The organism is Pseudomonas peli (assembly GCF_900099645.1).
In the GTDB taxonomy this organism is placed as follows: Bacteria; Pseudomonadota; Gammaproteobacteria; order Pseudomonadales; family Pseudomonadaceae; genus Aquipseudomonas; species Aquipseudomonas peli.
In genome coordinates, this window is sequence record NZ_FMTL01000002.1 from 500,405 (window position 1) to 516,395 (window position 15,991).

The window sequence follows — 15,991 nt, forward strand, 5'->3', positions numbered from 1 at the left end:
ATGATGACCGCATTCTTGGGCAGTCTCTTGCTGGCTTACAGCAGCATGCTGGCGCTGTGTCAGGGCCTTGAACGGCACTACAAACAGGTTTGGGGCAGGGCGCCGACGTTGTTGCAACGCCGCGTTCTGCGTGGCAGTGGCTGGTTGCTGCTGGTGGCCAGCCTGTGGGGTTGCGCGCAAGCCTGGGGCTGGGCGATGGGCCCGGTGGGTTGGTTCGGCATGCTGTCGCTGAGCGGCTTTGCCCTGGCCCTGCTGTTGCCCTATGCACCGCGCCTTGCGGTGTACGGACCGTTGCTGGGGCTGCCGTGTTGGCTGTTGCTGTTCGCCCTTGCGGGGTAATTTTGCAGCTGTGTAGTGGTGTTCGCTGATATGGCCGAGCGCAGTTTGCCGTTATCATGGCGGCCTTCTTTGCTTCTGGATCATCTCGTTCGCCATGAGCCCGCATTACCCAACCATCGCCGATTGCGTCGGCAACACCCCACTGGTGCGCCTGCAGCGCCTGCCGGGCAACACCAGCAACACCTTGCTGTTGAAGCTGGAAGGCAACAATCCGGCTGGTTCGGTAAAGGATCGTCCGGCGTTGTCGATGATCACTCGCGCCGAGCAGCGCGGCGACATCCAGCCCGGTGATGTGTTGATTGAGGCCACCAGCGGCAATACCGGCATCGCCCTGGCCATGGCCGCGGCGATTAAGGGTTACCGCATGGTGCTGATCATGCCGGACAACTCCACCGCCGAACGCAAGGCGGCGATGACTGCCTACGGCGCGCAGCTGATTCTGGTCGGCGGTATGGAAGAAGCCCGCGACCTGGCCCTGCAGATGCAGGCGGATGGCAAGGGCAAAGTGCTCGATCAGTTCGCCAATGGTGACAACCCGATTGCCCACTACACCAGCACCGGCCCGGAAATCTGGCAGCAGACGGGTGGGCAGATCACCCATTTCGTCAGCTCGATGGGCACCACCGGGACCATCATGGGCGTCTCGCGTTTCCTGAAAGAGCAGAAGCCGGACGTGCAGATCGTCGGTCTGCAGCCGATGGAAGGCGCTGCGATTCCCGGTATCCGCCGCTGGCCGCAGGAGTATCTGCCGAAGATTTATCAGGCCGAGCGGGTTGATCGCATTATCGACATGGGCCAGCAGGAAGCCGAAGACGTGATGCGCCGCCTGGCGCGTGAAGAAGGCATCTTCTGCGGGGTGTCCTCCGGCGGTTCGGTGGCGGCGATGTTGCGTCTGTCCCAGGAAGTCGAGAATGCGGTGATGGTGGCGATCATCTGCGACCGTGGCGACCGTTACCTGTCCAGCGGCGTTTACGACGCCCCGAGCAACTGATGGCCAAGAAAGACGGCGGTCTGCGCTTTCAACCCAGCGGTGGTTCCCGGGCGCCCCAGGTGCCGGTGGGCAAGAAGCAGAAGCTCACCATCGAGCGCCTGGCCAACGATGGTCGTGGCATCGCTTTCAGCGAAGGGCGTACCTGGTTTGTCAGCGGTGGATTGGCCGGCGAGCAGATCGAAGCGCGGGTGCTGGGTGCCCACGGCAAGGTAGTCGAGGCGCGGGTTGAGCGCATTCTCACCGCCAGTGCTGAGCGGCGTAGCGAGGCTTGCGTGCATGCCAAGGTCTGTGGCGGCTGCAGCTTGCAGCATATGCCCCATGCCGATCAGCTTGCCCTGAAACAGCGCATGCTCGCCGAGCAGCTCAGCCGCTTGGCCAATCTTGAACCGCAAGAATGGGCAGCGCCATTGGTCGGCCCTGAGCTGGGCTATCGCCGCCGCGCACGGATTGCCGTGCGCTGGGACAACAAGGCCAAGCGCCTTGATGTGGGTTTTCGCGCAGCGGCGAGCCAGGACATCATCGCCATCAGCGATTGCCCGGTGCTGGTACAACCTTTGCAGCCGATCCTGCGCGCGTTACCCCAGGTGCTGCGTGAGTTGGATAAACCTCAGGCCATTGGTCATGTCGAGTTGTTCAGCGGCAGCTCCAGTGCTGTGCTGATAAGGCATACCGCTGTATTGAGCGAAGCGGACCTGGCCCGTTTGCAGGCGTTCTGCATGGCGCAGAATGCGCAGCTCTGGTTACACGGTACGGACGAGCCGCAGCCGTTTGATCCAGCGCAGCAGCTGAGTTATCGCTTGGATGCGTTTGCGCTCGACCTGGCGTATCGGCCCGGTGACTTTGTGCAGGTCAACCAGCCGGTGAATGACGCCATGGTCGCGCAGGCGCTGGATTGGCTGGCTCCGCAGTCCGATGAGCGGGTACTGGATCTGTTCTGCGGTCTGGGCAATTTCGCCTTGCCATTGGCTCAGCGAGTGGGTGAACTGGTGGCGGTGGAGGGCGTGCAAACCATGGTCGAGCGCGCCGCCGAGAATGCCGTGAGCAATGGTCTGGGCAATGCGCACTTTTTCCAGGCCGACCTGTCCAACCCGCTGGTCGATGCGAGCTGGGCTCAGGGCGGTTTCGCCGCGGTGCTGTTGGACCCGCCGCGGGATGGCGCGTTGCAGGTGGTCAAGCAAATGACGGCGTTGGGCGTCAAACGGGTGCTGTATGTGTCGTGCAACCCGACGACCCTGGCCCGTGACAGCGCCGAGTTACTGGCGCAAGGCTATCGGCTGGAACGTGCCGCTATCCTCGATATGTTTCCGCAAACCGCGCACGTCGAAGCGATGGCGCTGTTTGTCAGGCAGTAGATAGAAGCGCCGTATCCCGGCGCTGCAGGGGCGCGCAGGGAGTGCGCCTTAAGTGGTTAAACCGACCGGCTCATAGAAGGCGGCGACTGTTCGGTGTGCATGCCGCGCACCGTAGGGAAGGTAAGCAAGATGGTTCAGGTCAGAGCGCATCAGCCGATCAACGATGACGGCAGCATCAACCTTGAAGCCTGGCTCGGGCATGTACTGAGCGTCGATCCGGCACTGGATCGCGAAGCCCTGCGCGAGGCCTGCGAGTTCGCCCGCGAGGCTGAGCAACAGGCCAATGCCGCGAAGAATCTGTGGACTGAGGGCGCGTCGAGTTTTCGCTCCGGTCTGGAAATCGCCGAAATTCTCGCCGACCTCAAGCTCGATCAGGACTCCCTGGTCGCAGCCGTAATCTATCGCTGCGTGCGCGAAGGCAAGGTGCCCTTGGCGCTGGTGCATCAGCGCTTCGGCCCGGTGGTGGCCAAGCTGGTCGAAGGCGTGCTGCGCATGGCGGCAATCAGCGCATCCTTGAACCCGCGTGATTCCCTGGTGCTCGGCTCCCAGGCGCAGGTGGAAAACCTGCGCAAGATGCTTGTGGCGATGGTCGATGACGTACGCGTAGCGTTGATCAAGCTGGCCGAGCGCACCTGCGCGATCCGCGCGGTGAAAGAGGCTGATGACGAGAAACGTCAGCGCGTGGCCCGCGAGGTTTTCGACATCTACGCCCCGTTGGCTCACCGCCTGGGCATTGGCCATATCAAGTGGGAGCTGGAAGATCTGTCCTTCCGCTACCTGGAGCCTGAGCAGTACAAGCAGATCGCCAAACTGCTACACGAGCGCCGGCTGGACCGTGAGCATTACATCAATGAAGTGATGGGTCAGTTGCGCGTTGAGCTGGAGGCCACCGGGGTCAAGGCTGACATCAGCGGGCGGGCCAAACACATCTATTCGATCTGGCGCAAAATGCAGCGCAAGGGTCTGCAGTTCAGCCAGATCTATGACGTGCGCGCGGTGCGCGTGCTGGTGCCGGAAGTGCGCGATTGCTACACCGCCCTCGGTATCGTGCACACCCTGTGGCGGCACATTCCCAAGGAGTTTGACGATTACATCGCCAACCCCAAGGAAAACGGCTACCGCTCGCTGCACACCGCTGTGCTCGGCCCGGAAGGTAAGGTGCTGGAAGTGCAGATCCGCACCCAGGCCATGCATGAGGAAGCCGAACTGGGCGTGTGCGCGCACTGGCGTTACAAAGGCACCGACGTCAAAGCCAGCTCCAATCATTACGAAGAGAAAATTTCCTGGCTGCGTCAGGTGCTCGAATGGCACGAAGAGCTGGGCGATATCGGCGGTCTGGCCGAACAGCTGCGCGTGGATATTGAGCCGGACCGGGTCTATGTGTTCACTCCGGACGGTCACGCAATCGACCTGCCCAAGGGCGCCACGCCGCTGGATTTTGCCTACCGCGTGCACACCGAGATCGGCCACAACTGCCGTGGCGCGAAGATTAACGGGCGCATCGTGCCGCTCAACTACAGCCTGCAGACCGGCGAGCAGGTGGAGATCATCACCAGCAAGCACGGCACGCCAAGCCGCGACTGGCTGAACTCCAACCTTGGTTATGTCACCACCTCGCGGGCGCGGGCGAAGATCGTCCACTGGTTCAAACTGCAGGACCGCGACCAGAATGTCGCGGCCGGTAAGGTCCAGTTGGAGCGTGAGCTGCAGCGCCTAGCGTTGCCGCATGTGGACTTCGAAAAACTGGCCGAGAAGGCCAATATGAAGACCAGCGAGGACTTGTTCGCCTCCCTCGGTGCCGGCGACCTGCGCCTGGCGCAACTGGTCAACCTGGCGCAGCAACTGGTCGAGCCGGATCGAGTCAACGAGCAGCTGGAGCTGATCCCGCGCAAGGCGTTGGGCTTCAAACCAGGCAAGCGCGGCGATATCCAGATTCAGGGCGTCGGCAACCTGCTGACGCAGATGGCCGGTTGCTGCCAGCCGCTGCCGGGCGATCCGATTGTCGGCTACATCACCCAGGGTCGTGGTGTGAGCATCCACCGTCAGGACTGCGCCTCGGTGCTGCAACTGGCTGGGCGCGAGCCGGAGCGGATTATCCAGGTCAACTGGGGCCCGGTGCCGGTGCAGACCTACCCGGTGGAAATCATCATCAAGGCCTACGATCGTTCTGGCCTGCTGCGTGACGTGACCCAGGTGCTGCTCAACGAGAAGCTCAATGTGCTGGCGGTGAATACCCGCTCGAACAAGGACGACAACACCGCGTCCATGTCGATCACCGTGGAGATTCCGGGGCTTGAGGCGCTTGGGCGCTTGTTGGGGCGTATCAGTCAATTGCCCAATATCATCGAAGCCCGTCGCCACCGAGTTTCCTGAGGCGATTACGATCTAACTGGATTTGCCATGTACCAACTCGACGACCTGCTGCACCTGATGGCCCGGCTGCGTGACCCGCAGCATGGTTGCCCGTGGGATCTCAAGCAGAACTACGCGACGATTGTGCCGCATACGATCGAAGAGGCGTACGAGGTGGCCGATGCCATCGAGCGCGGCGACTTCGATCATCTGCCGGGTGAGCTGGGCGACCTGCTGTTTCAGGTGGTGTATTACAGCCAGCTGGCGCGCGAAGAAGGGCGCTTCGAGTTTGCCCAGGTGGTTGATGCCATCACCACCAAGCTGATTCGCCGTCATCCCCATGTATTCCCCGATGGCGATCTGTATGGCGCTGTGGACGTGGCCAAGCTGGAAGAGGCCGCGGTCAAACAGCGCTGGGAAGAGATCAAGGCCGAAGAGCGCGCCGAAAAAGCTGCAGCCCCCGAGCAACTCTCATTGCTCGACGATGTGCCCACGGCGCTGCCGTCGCTAAGTCGGGCGATCAAATTGCAAAAGCGTGCCGCCCAGGTTGGTTTCGACTGGCCCGAGGCCTTGCCGGTGGTCGACAAGGTGCGCGAAGAATTGGATGAAGTGCTCGAAGCCATGAGCGAGAACGACCCTGAGGCGATTAGCGAGGAGATCGGCGATCTGCTGTTTGTGGTCAGCAACCTGGCGCGGCACCTGAAGGTCGATCCGGAAACTGCCCTGCGTGCAGCCAACGCTAAATTCGAGCGGCGTTTTCGTTTTATCGAGCAGGCATTGCGCGAAGCGGGGCGCAACATGGAAGATTGCGCCCTGGATGAATTGGACGCGCTCTGGGGCGAAGCCAAAAAGCTGGAAAAGCAGACCCCGAGTTGTTGATTGTGCGAGTGCGGTCTGCCCGCTGATGGTGGGCACGCCCGCTTTAAATTGATGGTTGGAAAGGTAGGTTATGGCTCTCTCACTACGCGATCAGCTGCTCAAAGCCGGGCTGGTCAATGAAAAGCAGGCCAAGCAGGCCGGCAAGCAACAGCAGAAACAACAGCGCCTGGTGCATAAAGGTCAGGCCGAGAAGGACGAATCGCAAAAGCTCGCCGCCCAGCAGGCAATGGCCGAAAAGGCCGCGCGTGACCAGGAGCTGAACCGTCAGCAGCAGGAAAAAATCGAGCAGAAGGCCCGTGCCGCGCAGATCAAACAACTGATTGAAGTCTCGCGTCTTCCCAAGCTGACCACCGAGGATTACTACAACTTCGTCGATGACAAGAAGGTCAAACGGCTGTCGGTGAACACCCTGGTGCGCAACAAACTCAGCAGTGGCTCGCTGGCCATTGTCCGTCACGGCGGCGGCTATGAAGTGATCCCGCGTGAAGCCGCACTGAAGATTCAGGAGCGCGATCCTCAACGTGTGGTGCTGCTCAACACCCCAACCGAAGCGCCGGATGCCGATGATCCGTACGCGGCCTATCAGGTGCCAGATGACCTGATGTGGTGATGGCGCCTAGCCTCACCCACAGACCCCCGCCCACAAAAAAGCCGAGCATATAGCTCGGCTTTTTTATTCGCGCTAACTCAATCCTGGCGACCTTGAACCGCTTTGCCGTCGACGGTGCCTTCCTTGAGCATGATCTGGTATTCCTTGCCGTCTTTTTCGACCTGATGCAGGCGTACCAGCAGGAATTCCCAATCTTTGGCGAACCAGAGGATGGTCTTGCGGCTGCTTTGTGTCGGGTCACGCACGCGTTCTACCTTGATGGCGTCGATCAGGCCAGCTTTGGTACGCACGGTTTCTTCACCCAGCACACGGAAATCGTAGGTTTCCACTTCGTCGCCATCGACCACCTGGTAGCTCATGCTCTTGGTGCCGGCGGCCACGTCATATTGCAGGGCCAGTTGGTAGGTCGACTTGTCCAGCAGGCCGCGGTTCAGTGGCAGGCGCACCGGGGTGTCGCGATCACTGCCGATGACCTGTTTGGCGCTCCAGTCGAAGTCGTGCTCGATCTTCTTGCCCTTGCCCAGGCCGTTGCGTTCATACAGGTAAGTCTGCGGCAGGAAGACTTCTTTATCCACGCGCAGGGTGCTTTGTTCGGTCAGGCTGGCGACCAGCATGGAGGCTTCGAAGTTCAGCTTCCATACGCCGTTATCCAGCGCTTCAAGGCTGCGTTCAGCGCTGCCGCTGACAGGCAGTTGCTTCCAGTCGGCGGTGTAGCTGGCGGAGAAGGGTTTCAGCTCGACGGCCAGTGCCGGCAGGCTCAAAAGTGTCAGTGCGAACAGTAAGGCGCGACCCATGGTGTCTCCTTGATTACGTTCGAATTAGCTGTCCAGTGCTCGGTAACAGTTGCTCGTCCAACATCGCCCCCTGCGCGGCCAGCTGCAAACGGCCTTCGGCAAACCAGCGCACGGCCAGCGGGTAAATCACATGTTCTTGCTCGTGTACGCGCTGCGCGAGGCTGCTGGGCGAGTCATCCGACTGTACCGGTACCACTGCCTGTACGACCAGTGGTCCGCCATCGAGTTCCTCGCTGACGAAGTGCACGCTGCAGCCGTGTTCGCTGTCACCCGCTTCCAGCGCCCGCTGATGGGTGTGCAGACCTTTATATTTCGGCAGCAAGGACGGGTGGATATTCAACAGGCGACCCGCGTAATGACGGACGAAACCGGGGGTGAGAATGCGCATAAACCCGGCGAGCACCACCAACTGCGGATCAAACGCATCAATGGCCTCGACCAGCGCGGCATCGAAGGCTTCGCGGCCGTCGAACTGCTTGTGGTCGAGCACGGCGGTGGCGATGCCAGCCTGTTTGGCGCGCTCCAGGCCATAGGCATCGGCGCTGTTGGAAATCACCGCGCTGATACGTGCCGGATTGCCGTCATGGGCGATGCTGTCGATCAGCGCCTGCAGGTTGCTGCCGGAGCCGGAGATCAGCACCACCACATTACACTGTGCCGACATTAGTGCTGTTTCAGGTTGTTCAATACGACCTGAGCAGCACCTTCGGCGGCTGTGCCGATTTGGCCGATCACCCAAGGCTGCTCGCCAGCAGCGGTCAGGGTTTGCAGGGTGATATCGACTTGATCCTGGGCCACGCAGATAACCATGCCGACGCCGCAGTTGAGGACGCGGTGCATCTCGTGTTCATCGACGTTGCCTTTTTCCTGCAGCCAGTCGAAGACCGCTGGGCGCGTCCAGCTGGCGACGTCGACCACGGCTTGTGCGCCTTTCGGCAGCACGCGCGGGATGTTGTCGAGCAGACCACCACCGGTGATGTGGGCCATGGCTTTGACTGCGCCAGTGTCCTTGATCAGTTTGAGCAGCGGTTTGACGTAAATGCGGGTTGGCGCCATCAGCAGGTCGGTCAGCGGCTTGCCGTCGACCTGGGTGGTTTCGATTTCAGTGCCCGACACTTCGATGATCTTGCGGATCAGCGAGTAGCCGTTGGAGTGCGGGCCGGAGGACGGCAGGGCGATCAGCGCGTCACCAGTGGCGACTTTCGAACCGTCGATGATTTCGGCTTTTTCCACCACACCGACGCAGAAGCCGGCCAGGTCGTAGTCTTCGCCTTCGTACATGCCGGGCATTTCGGCTGTTTCACCGCCAACCAGCGAACAACCGGCCAACTCGCAGCCGGCGCCAATGCCGGTGACAACGGTGGCGGCGACATCGACATTGAGCTTGCCGGTGGCGTAGTAATCGAGGAAGAACAGCGGCTCGGCGCCACATACCACCAGGTCGTTGACGCACATGGCGACCAGGTCCTGGCCGATGCTGTCGTGCTTGTTCAGGTTAAGCGCCAGGCGCAGCTTGGTGCCGACGCCGTCAGTGCCGGATACCAGCACCGGTTGCTTGTAGCCCGCCGGGATCTCGCACAGGGCGCCGAAGCCACCCAGCCCACCCATGACTTCCGGACGCGCGGTGCGCTTGGCCACGCCTTTGATGCGTTCGACCAGGGCTTCGCCTGCGTCGATATCTACACCTGCGTCCTTGTAGCTGATGGAGGGTTGCTTGCTCATAGATCCAGGCCTTTAGGGGAAATTCGGATTGGCACCACCGCTTATGGCGGCGGTCTGCGAAGGCGCGCGATTTTATCAGGCTTACCCGGCAGCGGCCACCCGCTAAGGTTGCGGCTGTTGGGGCGGCTGTTTAAGCTCGAAATCTGGCTGTTGTTGGCTATTTGCGGCTGAAAAGGGCTTTGGAATGCGCCTTAACAGCACCTAAACTCGCACTCTTGAGCCACCGCGGCCTTCCTTATGTGGCGTGGGTTGTTCACAACTGTTGTTAAACCTGGCCTGCGCGCCACTTTCCGTCTGTCGAGAATTCATCCATGCGTTTGACCGCTCGCCTGCTTCTAGTTTGTTTGTCGCTGTCCGGCCTGCCGGCGTTTGCCGCGCCGGTAAGTGATCTGTACCAAGTCCGCGAAGCGGTCAGCAGTCAGCAACCGGAAGAACGTGCTGCCGCCCTGAGCCGCGCGCTGGATACCCTGGTGTTGCGCCTGACCGGTAAAGCCGATGCGGCGCAGAGCCCCGCACTGGCGGCGCTGCGCAAGGACCCGCAACAGATCGTCAGTCAATACGGCTATGAAGGCGACAAACTGTTGGTCGATTTTGACCCACTGAGCACCGACCGCAGCCTGCGTCAGGCGGGCCTGGCGCTGTGGGGAGCGAATCGTCCGAGCATTCTGCTGTGGTGGTTGAGCGATGCCAGTGATGGCAGTCGCCTGCTCGGTGATGGCCAAGCTGCTGCCGCACCGCTCAATCAGGCCGCACAGCACCGTGGTCTGCCGCTGCGCCTGCCGTTGGCCGATCTGGCCGAGCAACTGGTGGCGGTGCCGGAAAACCTCACGGCGAATGATCCGGCTGCCCTGCGTGAAGCCTCCGAACGCTACGCCACCGATGCCTTGCTGGCAGTGATGGCGCGCGAAGCAAATGGCCAATGGCAGGCCGAGTGGCGGCTGTGGCTGGGCGATGAGCGGGAGCAGGGCACTGTGCAGGGTGCCGATCAAGCCGCGTTGGCCGATGCCATTCTGTTGGCGGTCAACCAACGTCTGGCACCACGCTTTATTGTCGCCGCCGGCGCGGCCAGTGGTCTGACCGTGGAAGTGCAGGGCGTTGACCTGACGCGTTATGCCGAGCTGCAGCGCATTCTTGAGCCGTTCGCGGCGCAACTGCGCAAGGTGCAGGGCAATACACTGACCTTTGCCGTCAATGCCAATCCCGAGCAGTTGCGTGCGCAACTGGGCCTGGCGCGCTTGCAGGAAGTGCCAGCAGAAGCACCAGTGGTTGACGCCAGCCAGTCGGTTACGCCGCCGGCTACTGCGGCTGAGCCCGCTTCCGCAGTGGTGGCGCCTGACAATGTGCTGAGGTTTCGCTGGTAGACTGCGGCAATTATTCCGGTCCCTGATTTGAAAACCGCAGCTATCGAGCTGCGGTTTTCTTATGTAACGGGCCTCGGGTTTAGTATTTCTGGATAAAACGTTGGCATATGGGGCGCTGGGCATGATCGATTCGCACCGTTGGATATGGATAGTCGCGGCACTGCTGCTGTGCGGCCTGTTGTACCTGCTGGCGCCGATTCTCTCGCCGTTTCTGATAGGCGTTCTGCTGGCCTATATGGGCGACCCGCTGGTCGACCGTCTGGAGCGATGGAAACTCTCGCGGACTTGGGGCGTGGTGGTGGTCTTTGCATTGATCACCCTGATCATGGCCATCCTGCTGCTGGTATTGGTGCCCATGCTGGGCAAGCAGCTGGTGCGCTTGTACGAGTTGATCCCGGAGATGCTCGACTGGGCACAGAATCAGGCCCTGCCATGGGTTCAACTCAAGCTGGGGCTTAGCGAAGGCTTCTGGCGCTTTGATCAACTGAAGACCGCGTTGTCCGGGCAGTTGGGTAAAACCACCGATATCGTCGGCATGCTGCTGTCCACGGCCACCTCTTCAGGCCTGGCGCTGCTGGCTTGGCTGGCGAACCTGGTGCTGATTCCGGTGGTGAGCTTCTACCTGATGCGCGATTGGGACCTGATGGTCGCCAAGCTGCGCAGCTTGCTGCCGCGCGGTCGTGAAGGCCTGGTTGTGCAGCTGTTCGGCGAATGCCACGAAGTGCTCGGCGCTTTCCTGCGCGGTCAGTTACTGGTGATGCTGGCGCTAGGTGTGATGTATGCCACCGGGTTGATGGTGATTGGCTTGGAACTCGGGCTACTGATCGGCGTACTGGCCGGCTTGGCCAGTATCGTGCCGTATTTGGGCGTGGTGGTCGGCATCGGTGCGGCATTGACGGCTGGCCTGTTTCAGTTCGGCATGGACCCCTACCCACTGGTGGCCATCGCTGCAGTCTTTATCGTCGGGCAAATGCTCGAAGGCATGCTGCTAACACCGATGCTGGTGGGCGACCGTATCGGCCTGCATCCGGTCGCAGTGATCTTCGCCATCATGGCCGGCGGCCAACTGTTCGGCTTTACCGGCATCCTTCTGGCTTTGCCAGTGGCTGCGGTGATCATGGTGTTAGTGCGTCATCTGCATGATTTCTATAAACTTTCCGATCTTTACGGTGAGCCAGCCAACGGTTCCGACGAGCCGCCCAACCCAGCATGACACCCATACAACTGCCTTTAGGTGTGCGTCTACGTGATGACGCCACTTTCGCCAATTACTACCCTGGAGCCAATGCTGCGGCGTTGGGCTATGTCGAGCGTTTGTGTGAAGCGGATGCTGGCTGGACGGAAAGCCTGATTTATCTGTGGGGCGGCGAGGGTGTAGGGCGTAGTCACTTGTTGCAGGCGGCGTGTTTGCGCTTTGAGCAGCGCGGCGAGCCGGCGGTGTATCTGCCGCTGGCTGAGGTGGTCGAGTACGGCCCGGCGCTACTGGACAATCTGGAGCAGTGCGAACTGGTCTGTCTGGATGATCTGGATGCGGTGGCCGGACGCAGCGACTGGGAAGAAGCGCTGTTTCACCTTTTCAATCGTCTACGCGACAGCGGTCGGCGTCTGTTGCTGGGCGCCAGCACTTCACCGCGCGAATTGCCGGTGCAGCTGGCGGACCTGCAATCGCGCCTGACTTTGGCACTAGTATTCCAGCTGCAGTCACTCTCCGATGAGGACAAACTGCGTGCTCTGCAACTGCGGGCTTCGCGTCGCGGCTTGCACCTGAGTGATGAAGTCGGGCGTTTTATCCTGACTCGTGGTGAGCGCAGCATGAGCGCTTTGTTCGATTTGCTTGAGCGCCTGGATCAGGCGTCATTGCAGGCTCAGCGCAAGCTGACCATTCCCTTCCTGAAAGAAACCCTCGGCTGGTAAAGCTCCCGCCATATAACGCTGAGCCTGCATGCAGCCAGGCTCAGCGTTTATCTTAGTTTTCCCCTGCCAACTTGCGCTCGTACTGAAAGCGCCAGCGGGTAAACATCAGGGCTGCGCAGAACAAGCTGAAGCTCAGCCCTGTCAGTAGCCAGCCGTACAGCGCTTTGCTCGGGTCGAAGGCCGCAAGAACGCCCTGAATAAAATACAGATTCACCACAAAGCACGCCCAGGCGTGGGCGCGAGCGTTGCCGAGGATCAGACCAGGGGCGAGTAAAAGCAGCGGGGCGAGCTGTACGCCAAGGATCACCCAGAGAAGTTTTCCTGGAACATTGGCGAACCATAGGTTCCACACCAGCAGTAATGCGCCCAGGCCAAAAAAGCTCAGCAGGCTGGCGATGCGGCTGATGCTAAGGCGCGGCTCTAGCCACTCCAGGGTCGGCAGTGGTTTTGCGGTTTTAGCCACGGGTGTTCTCCAGTTTTGCAGCGGTTTGCGCCAGGCGTTGACCGAGTGCGCGGCACAGGGCTGTTTCGTGTTCATCGAGGGCGCGTTTGCCATCGGCACCGGCATGGTGGCTAGCACCGTACGGCGTACCGCCGCCTCGGGTTTCCAGCAGCGCAGCTTCGCTGTAAGGCAGCCCGGTGATCAGCATGCCGTGGTGCAGCAGGGGCAGCAGCATCGATAGCAGGGTGGTTTCCTGGCCGCCGTGTAGGCTGGCGGTGGAGGTGAACACGCCGGCCGGCTTGCCGACTAGGCCGCCGGTCAGCCACAGGCCGCTGGTGCCATCGAGGAAGTACTTGAGCGGCGCGGCCATATTGCCGAAACGGGTCGGGCTGCCGAGTGCCAGGCCGGCGCAGTTTTTTAGGTCATCCAGGCTGGCGTACAAGGCGCCTTCTGCCGGGATATCCGCGGTCACTGCTTCGCATTCGCTGGAGACAGCAGGCACGGTGCGTACACGCGCTTCGAGGCCACCCATTTCTACGCCGCGTGCAATCTGGCGGGCCATTTCAGCAGTGGCGCCATGGCGGCTGTAGTACAGCACCAGGATGTAGTGTGTGCTCACGGCAGAATCTCCAGAACATTTTCAGGTGGGCGACCGATGACGGCTTTGTCTCCGACGACCAGAATGGGGCGTTCAATCAGTTTGGGCTGGCTGGCCATGGCCGCGATCAGTTGTGTGTCAGTCAGTTGCGGGTCGCTCAGGCCGAGAGCCTTGTATTCATCTTCACTCGTGCGCAGTAGCTGCCGTGCGCGGATGCCGAGCTTATCCAACAGTGCCTGCAGCTGGTCGGCACTCAGCGGTGTTTCCAGGTAGCGCACGATGGTTGGGCTGAGCCCGCGGTCTTCCAGTAATTGCAATGCACTGCGTGATTTCGAGCAGCGCGGGTTATGGTACAGCGTCATAGCGGTCATGTTCGGGTCGCCGATTACCTTCGATGGAGGCTATTCTAACCGCTAACAGCATTCCCACCTGCGCTTGTGAGTCAGGTTGTCGGGATGCAAATGGCTAAGGAGAGGGCATGCTGCAGCGTGTTAACAACCTGTTGGAGTTCTGGCGTTTTCTGTTGCAGCGCTTTATCGCCGACCAAGGCACCAGCAATGCGGCAGCCTTGACCTACACCACCCTATTTGCGGTGGTGCCGATGATGACGGTGACCTTTTCCATGCTCTCGGCTATTCCGGCGTTCCAGGATACCGGCGAGCAGATTCAGAGCTTTATCTTCCGAAATTTTGTGCCCTCAGCTGGCGAGACCCTGCAGCAATACCTGCGTGACTTCACTACCCAGGCGCGCCAGCTGACCTGGATTGGTGTAGCCGTGTTGGCTGCGACGGCGTTCTGGATGCTGGTGACGATCGAGAAAACCTTCAACACCATCTGGCGTGTGCGTCAGCCGCGCCGGGGTGTGTCGAGCTTTTTGCTGTACTGGGCGATCCTCAGCCTGGGCCCGCTGCTGCTGGGCGGTGGCTTTGCCATCAGCACCTACTTCACGTCACTGTCGCTGATCTCGGGTCCGGATGCTTTGCTTGGGGCGCAGGCCCTGCTGAAATTCATGCCGCTGGTATTCAGTGTGGCCGCATTCACCTTGCTCTATGCGACGGTGCCGAATGCTCAGGTACCAGTTCGCCATGCGTTGCTGGGGGGCTTGTTTGCAGCGGTGTTGTTCGAAGTGGCGAAGATGCTATTCGGCCTGTATGTGCGCCTGTTTCCCGGTTATCAGCTGATCTACGGGGCATTTGCCACGGTGCCGCTGTTTCTGTTGTGGATCTATCTGTCCTGGTTGATTGTGCTGTTTGGCGCTGAACTGGTCTGCAACCTGGGGTTCTCCCAGCAATGGCGCAAGCGCGCAATACCACGCTTGTTGATGGCGCTTGGCGTCTTGCGGGTGTTCTATGAGCGTCAGCAGTCGGGTTTGAAAGTGCGCTTGCTGGACGTGCAGCGTCAGGGCTGGTCGTTGGCGGAACATGAATGGGAAGAGATTTTGGTGTTTCTCGAGCAGCAGAAACTGATTGCCCCGACCGGTTCCGGTTCCTGGGTATTGAGCCGCGATCTTGGCCACTATTCGCTGCAACAACTGCTCAGCCACAGTCCTTGGCCGTTGCCTAGGGCTGAGAATCTACCCGAACAGCTTGATGAAGCTTGGTATCCAGCGCTGCGCAATGGCTTGATGAAGTTGCAGGAAGAGCAAACGGCGCTATTTGGTGAGGACCTGGCGACGTGGTTGCAGGTAGAGGCTGACGCTGCAACATGACGTAAAACGTCAGTTTGCGGCGCTGAACTGGTGGCGCATGATGGCATTGGTGACCATGAAGGTCGCCAAACGCGGTTAAAGGGAAGCTGGCACGCTTCTGGCTATTTATCCTGCAGATAGCGATCAGGTTGCCAGCAGGGCAGGGATTGGCGGAGTGTGAAGGCGTTATGACAGCCACTAACGGCAAAGTGATTCATCTGTATCAGCGTGACCCGCAAGAGGCCCTTGAGCGCCTCAATCGCATTACTGGCCTGCGCTTCAGCAGCTGGCCGCAGTCGTTGGTCAATTCCAGCCCACCTGAGCCTTCAATCATATCGAGCTCACCTGAAACCCCAGTCCAGACAGATTCCGATGCCACTTGCGGGCCGGCAGGAATGCTCTCGCGCTAAATGCAAAACCCCGCGTCGGTGCGCGGGGGTTTTTATATCGCTGAGTGCGATCAGGCGAGTGCTTGGCGGCTATCGGTTTGGGGCAATTCGACGGCTTGAACAAACAACTCCTCAACCACCAGGCTGGTCGCTGGTGCGGCAGAGCGCAGGCGCACCTGCATCTCTTCAATCTTCTGCTTCACAGGCAGGCGAGCCACGCTGGATAGCAGGATTTTGCTGTGCTGGTTGACGTTGCCATGGTCGACCATCACTTCGCGGCGGGTGGTGCCATCGCGGTAGCTGATCAACAGGGATACGGGCAGGTTGGCCAGCCCTGGCAGGTGCAGCCAGGCGGCTACGTTGAACTCAGCGACGCGCCCTTCGTATTGAGTGACCTGTAAGCGGGCGAGGTTGACGATGGCAGATGGCACGGGGCCGACCAACTTATCGAGGGCTTGGGTCATGGTGTGTTCCAGGCTAATAACGGATCGCAGCAAGCGTAAGTGCGAGCAAGTATAAGCGCGGGGCATCCGATGAAACTGTGCGCTCTGCCGACGTTCG

At 60.5% G+C, this 15,991-nt stretch carries 18 protein-coding genes; 11 read left to right on the top strand and 7 right to left on the bottom strand.

Annotation, left to right across the window (positions count from 1 at the left end; genetic code table 11):
* From BLO50_RS11090 to BLO50_RS11115, 6 genes are all read left to right on the top strand, one after another.
* Positions 1 to 339: a DUF3325 domain-containing protein gene (locus BLO50_RS11090; protein WP_090252519.1), complete on the top strand. Its 339-nt coding sequence runs from the start codon at positions 1 to 3 to the stop codon at positions 337 to 339.
* A gap of 94 nt (positions 340 to 433) precedes the next feature.
* Entirely contained in the window at positions 434 to 1,330 is an 897-nt protein-coding gene (gene cysM, locus BLO50_RS11095; RefSeq protein WP_090252522.1) for a cysteine synthase CysM, read from the top strand.
* Complete coding sequence (rlmD, locus tag BLO50_RS11100) at positions 1,330 to 2,682, top strand: 23S rRNA (uracil(1939)-C(5))-methyltransferase RlmD (protein WP_090252525.1); 1,353 nt, start codon at positions 1,330 to 1,332, stop codon at positions 2,680 to 2,682. The genes cysM and rlmD overlap by 1 nt, the downstream gene beginning before the upstream one ends.
* A gap of 129 nt (positions 2,683 to 2,811) precedes the next feature.
* The gene (relA, locus tag BLO50_RS11105) at positions 2,812 to 5,055 is read left to right on the top strand and encodes a GTP diphosphokinase (protein ID WP_090254073.1); all 2,244 of its coding nucleotides are present in this window, start codon (positions 2,812 to 2,814) and stop codon (positions 5,053 to 5,055) included.
* 27 nt (positions 5,056 to 5,082) lie between these two features.
* A complete protein-coding gene (mazG, locus tag BLO50_RS11110; RefSeq protein WP_090252527.1) occupies positions 5,083 to 5,913 on the top strand; it encodes a nucleoside triphosphate pyrophosphohydrolase in 831 nt (276 codons plus the stop codon).
* 70 nt (positions 5,914 to 5,983) lie between these two features.
* Positions 5,984 to 6,523, top strand: coding sequence for a DUF2058 domain-containing protein (locus tag BLO50_RS11115; protein ID WP_090252530.1), 540 nt, complete (start codon positions 5,984 to 5,986; stop codon positions 6,521 to 6,523).
* Positions 6,524 to 6,600: 77 nt separating this feature from the next.
* Here BLO50_RS11115 and BLO50_RS11120 read toward each other — a convergent pair whose 3' ends face one another.
* Genes BLO50_RS11120 through purM form a run of 3 tightly spaced genes read right to left on the bottom strand, consistent with a single transcriptional unit; the run spans position 6,601 to position 9,039 of the window.
* Positions 6,601 to 7,317 (bottom strand): DUF3108 domain-containing protein, encoded by a 717-nt coding sequence (locus tag BLO50_RS11120; protein ID WP_090252533.1) that lies wholly within the window; start codon positions 7,315 to 7,317, stop codon positions 6,601 to 6,603.
* Between the two features lie 13 nt (positions 7,318 to 7,330).
* Positions 7,331 to 7,981, bottom strand: a complete 651-nt coding sequence (purN, locus tag BLO50_RS11125; RefSeq protein WP_090252536.1) for a phosphoribosylglycinamide formyltransferase — start codon at positions 7,979 to 7,981, stop codon at positions 7,331 to 7,333.
* Positions 7,981 to 9,039: a phosphoribosylformylglycinamidine cyclo-ligase gene (gene purM / locus BLO50_RS11130; RefSeq protein WP_090252538.1), complete on the bottom strand. Its 1,059-nt coding sequence runs from the start codon at positions 9,037 to 9,039 to the stop codon at positions 7,981 to 7,983. Before purM ends, purN begins: the two co-directional genes overlap by 1 nt.
* A gap of 311 nt (positions 9,040 to 9,350) precedes the next feature.
* Here purM and BLO50_RS11135 point away from each other — a divergent pair, with 311 nt between their 5' ends.
* The 3 genes from BLO50_RS11135 (at position 9,351) to hda (ending at position 12,314) form a co-directional block, all read left to right on the top strand.
* Positions 9,351 to 10,400: a DUF2066 domain-containing protein gene (locus BLO50_RS11135; RefSeq protein WP_090252541.1), complete on the top strand. Its 1,050-nt coding sequence runs from the start codon at positions 9,351 to 9,353 to the stop codon at positions 10,398 to 10,400.
* A gap of 121 nt (positions 10,401 to 10,521) precedes the next feature.
* Positions 10,522 to 11,613: an AI-2E family transporter gene (locus tag BLO50_RS11140; protein ID WP_090252543.1), complete on the top strand. Its 1,092-nt coding sequence runs from the start codon at positions 10,522 to 10,524 to the stop codon at positions 11,611 to 11,613.
* A complete protein-coding gene (gene hda / locus BLO50_RS11145) occupies positions 11,610 to 12,314 on the top strand; it encodes a DnaA regulatory inactivator Hda (protein ID WP_090252546.1) in 705 nt (234 codons plus the stop codon). The genes BLO50_RS11140 and hda overlap by 4 nt, the downstream gene beginning before the upstream one ends.
* 52 nt (positions 12,315 to 12,366) lie before the next feature.
* Here hda and BLO50_RS11150 read toward each other — a convergent pair whose 3' ends face one another.
* Genes BLO50_RS11150 through arsC form a run of 3 tightly spaced genes read right to left on the bottom strand, consistent with a single transcriptional unit; the run spans position 12,367 to position 13,725 of the window.
* Entirely contained in the window at positions 12,367 to 12,777 is a 411-nt protein-coding gene (locus BLO50_RS11150; RefSeq protein ID WP_090252548.1) for a DUF2069 domain-containing protein, read from the bottom strand.
* Positions 12,770 to 13,375 (bottom strand): NAD(P)H:quinone oxidoreductase, encoded by a 606-nt coding sequence (gene wrbA, locus BLO50_RS11155; protein ID WP_090252551.1) that lies wholly within the window; start codon positions 13,373 to 13,375, stop codon positions 12,770 to 12,772. The genes BLO50_RS11150 and wrbA overlap by 8 nt, the downstream gene beginning before the upstream one ends.
* On the bottom strand, positions 13,372 to 13,725 hold the full coding sequence (arsC, locus tag BLO50_RS11160; protein WP_090252554.1) for an arsenate reductase (glutaredoxin): 354 nt from the start codon (positions 13,723 to 13,725) through the stop codon (positions 13,372 to 13,374). The genes wrbA and arsC overlap by 4 nt, the downstream gene beginning before the upstream one ends.
* 107 nt (positions 13,726 to 13,832) lie before the next feature.
* Between arsC and BLO50_RS11165 the strand changes: the two genes are divergently transcribed.
* Positions 13,833 to 15,062, top strand: coding sequence for a virulence factor BrkB family protein (locus BLO50_RS11165; RefSeq protein ID WP_090252557.1), 1,230 nt, complete (start codon positions 13,833 to 13,835; stop codon positions 15,060 to 15,062).
* 167 nt (positions 15,063 to 15,229) lie between these two features.
* On the top strand, positions 15,230 to 15,451 hold the full coding sequence (locus tag BLO50_RS22045; protein ID WP_090252560.1) for a hypothetical protein: 222 nt from the start codon (positions 15,230 to 15,232) through the stop codon (positions 15,449 to 15,451).
* A 50-nt stretch (positions 15,452 to 15,501) separates the two neighbouring features.
* On the opposite strand, the gene BLO50_RS11175 is transcribed toward BLO50_RS22045, so the two are convergent.
* Positions 15,502 to 15,894, bottom strand: coding sequence for a hypothetical protein (locus tag BLO50_RS11175; protein WP_090252562.1), 393 nt, complete (start codon positions 15,892 to 15,894; stop codon positions 15,502 to 15,504).
* Positions 15,895 to 15,991 lie beyond the last annotated feature (97 nt).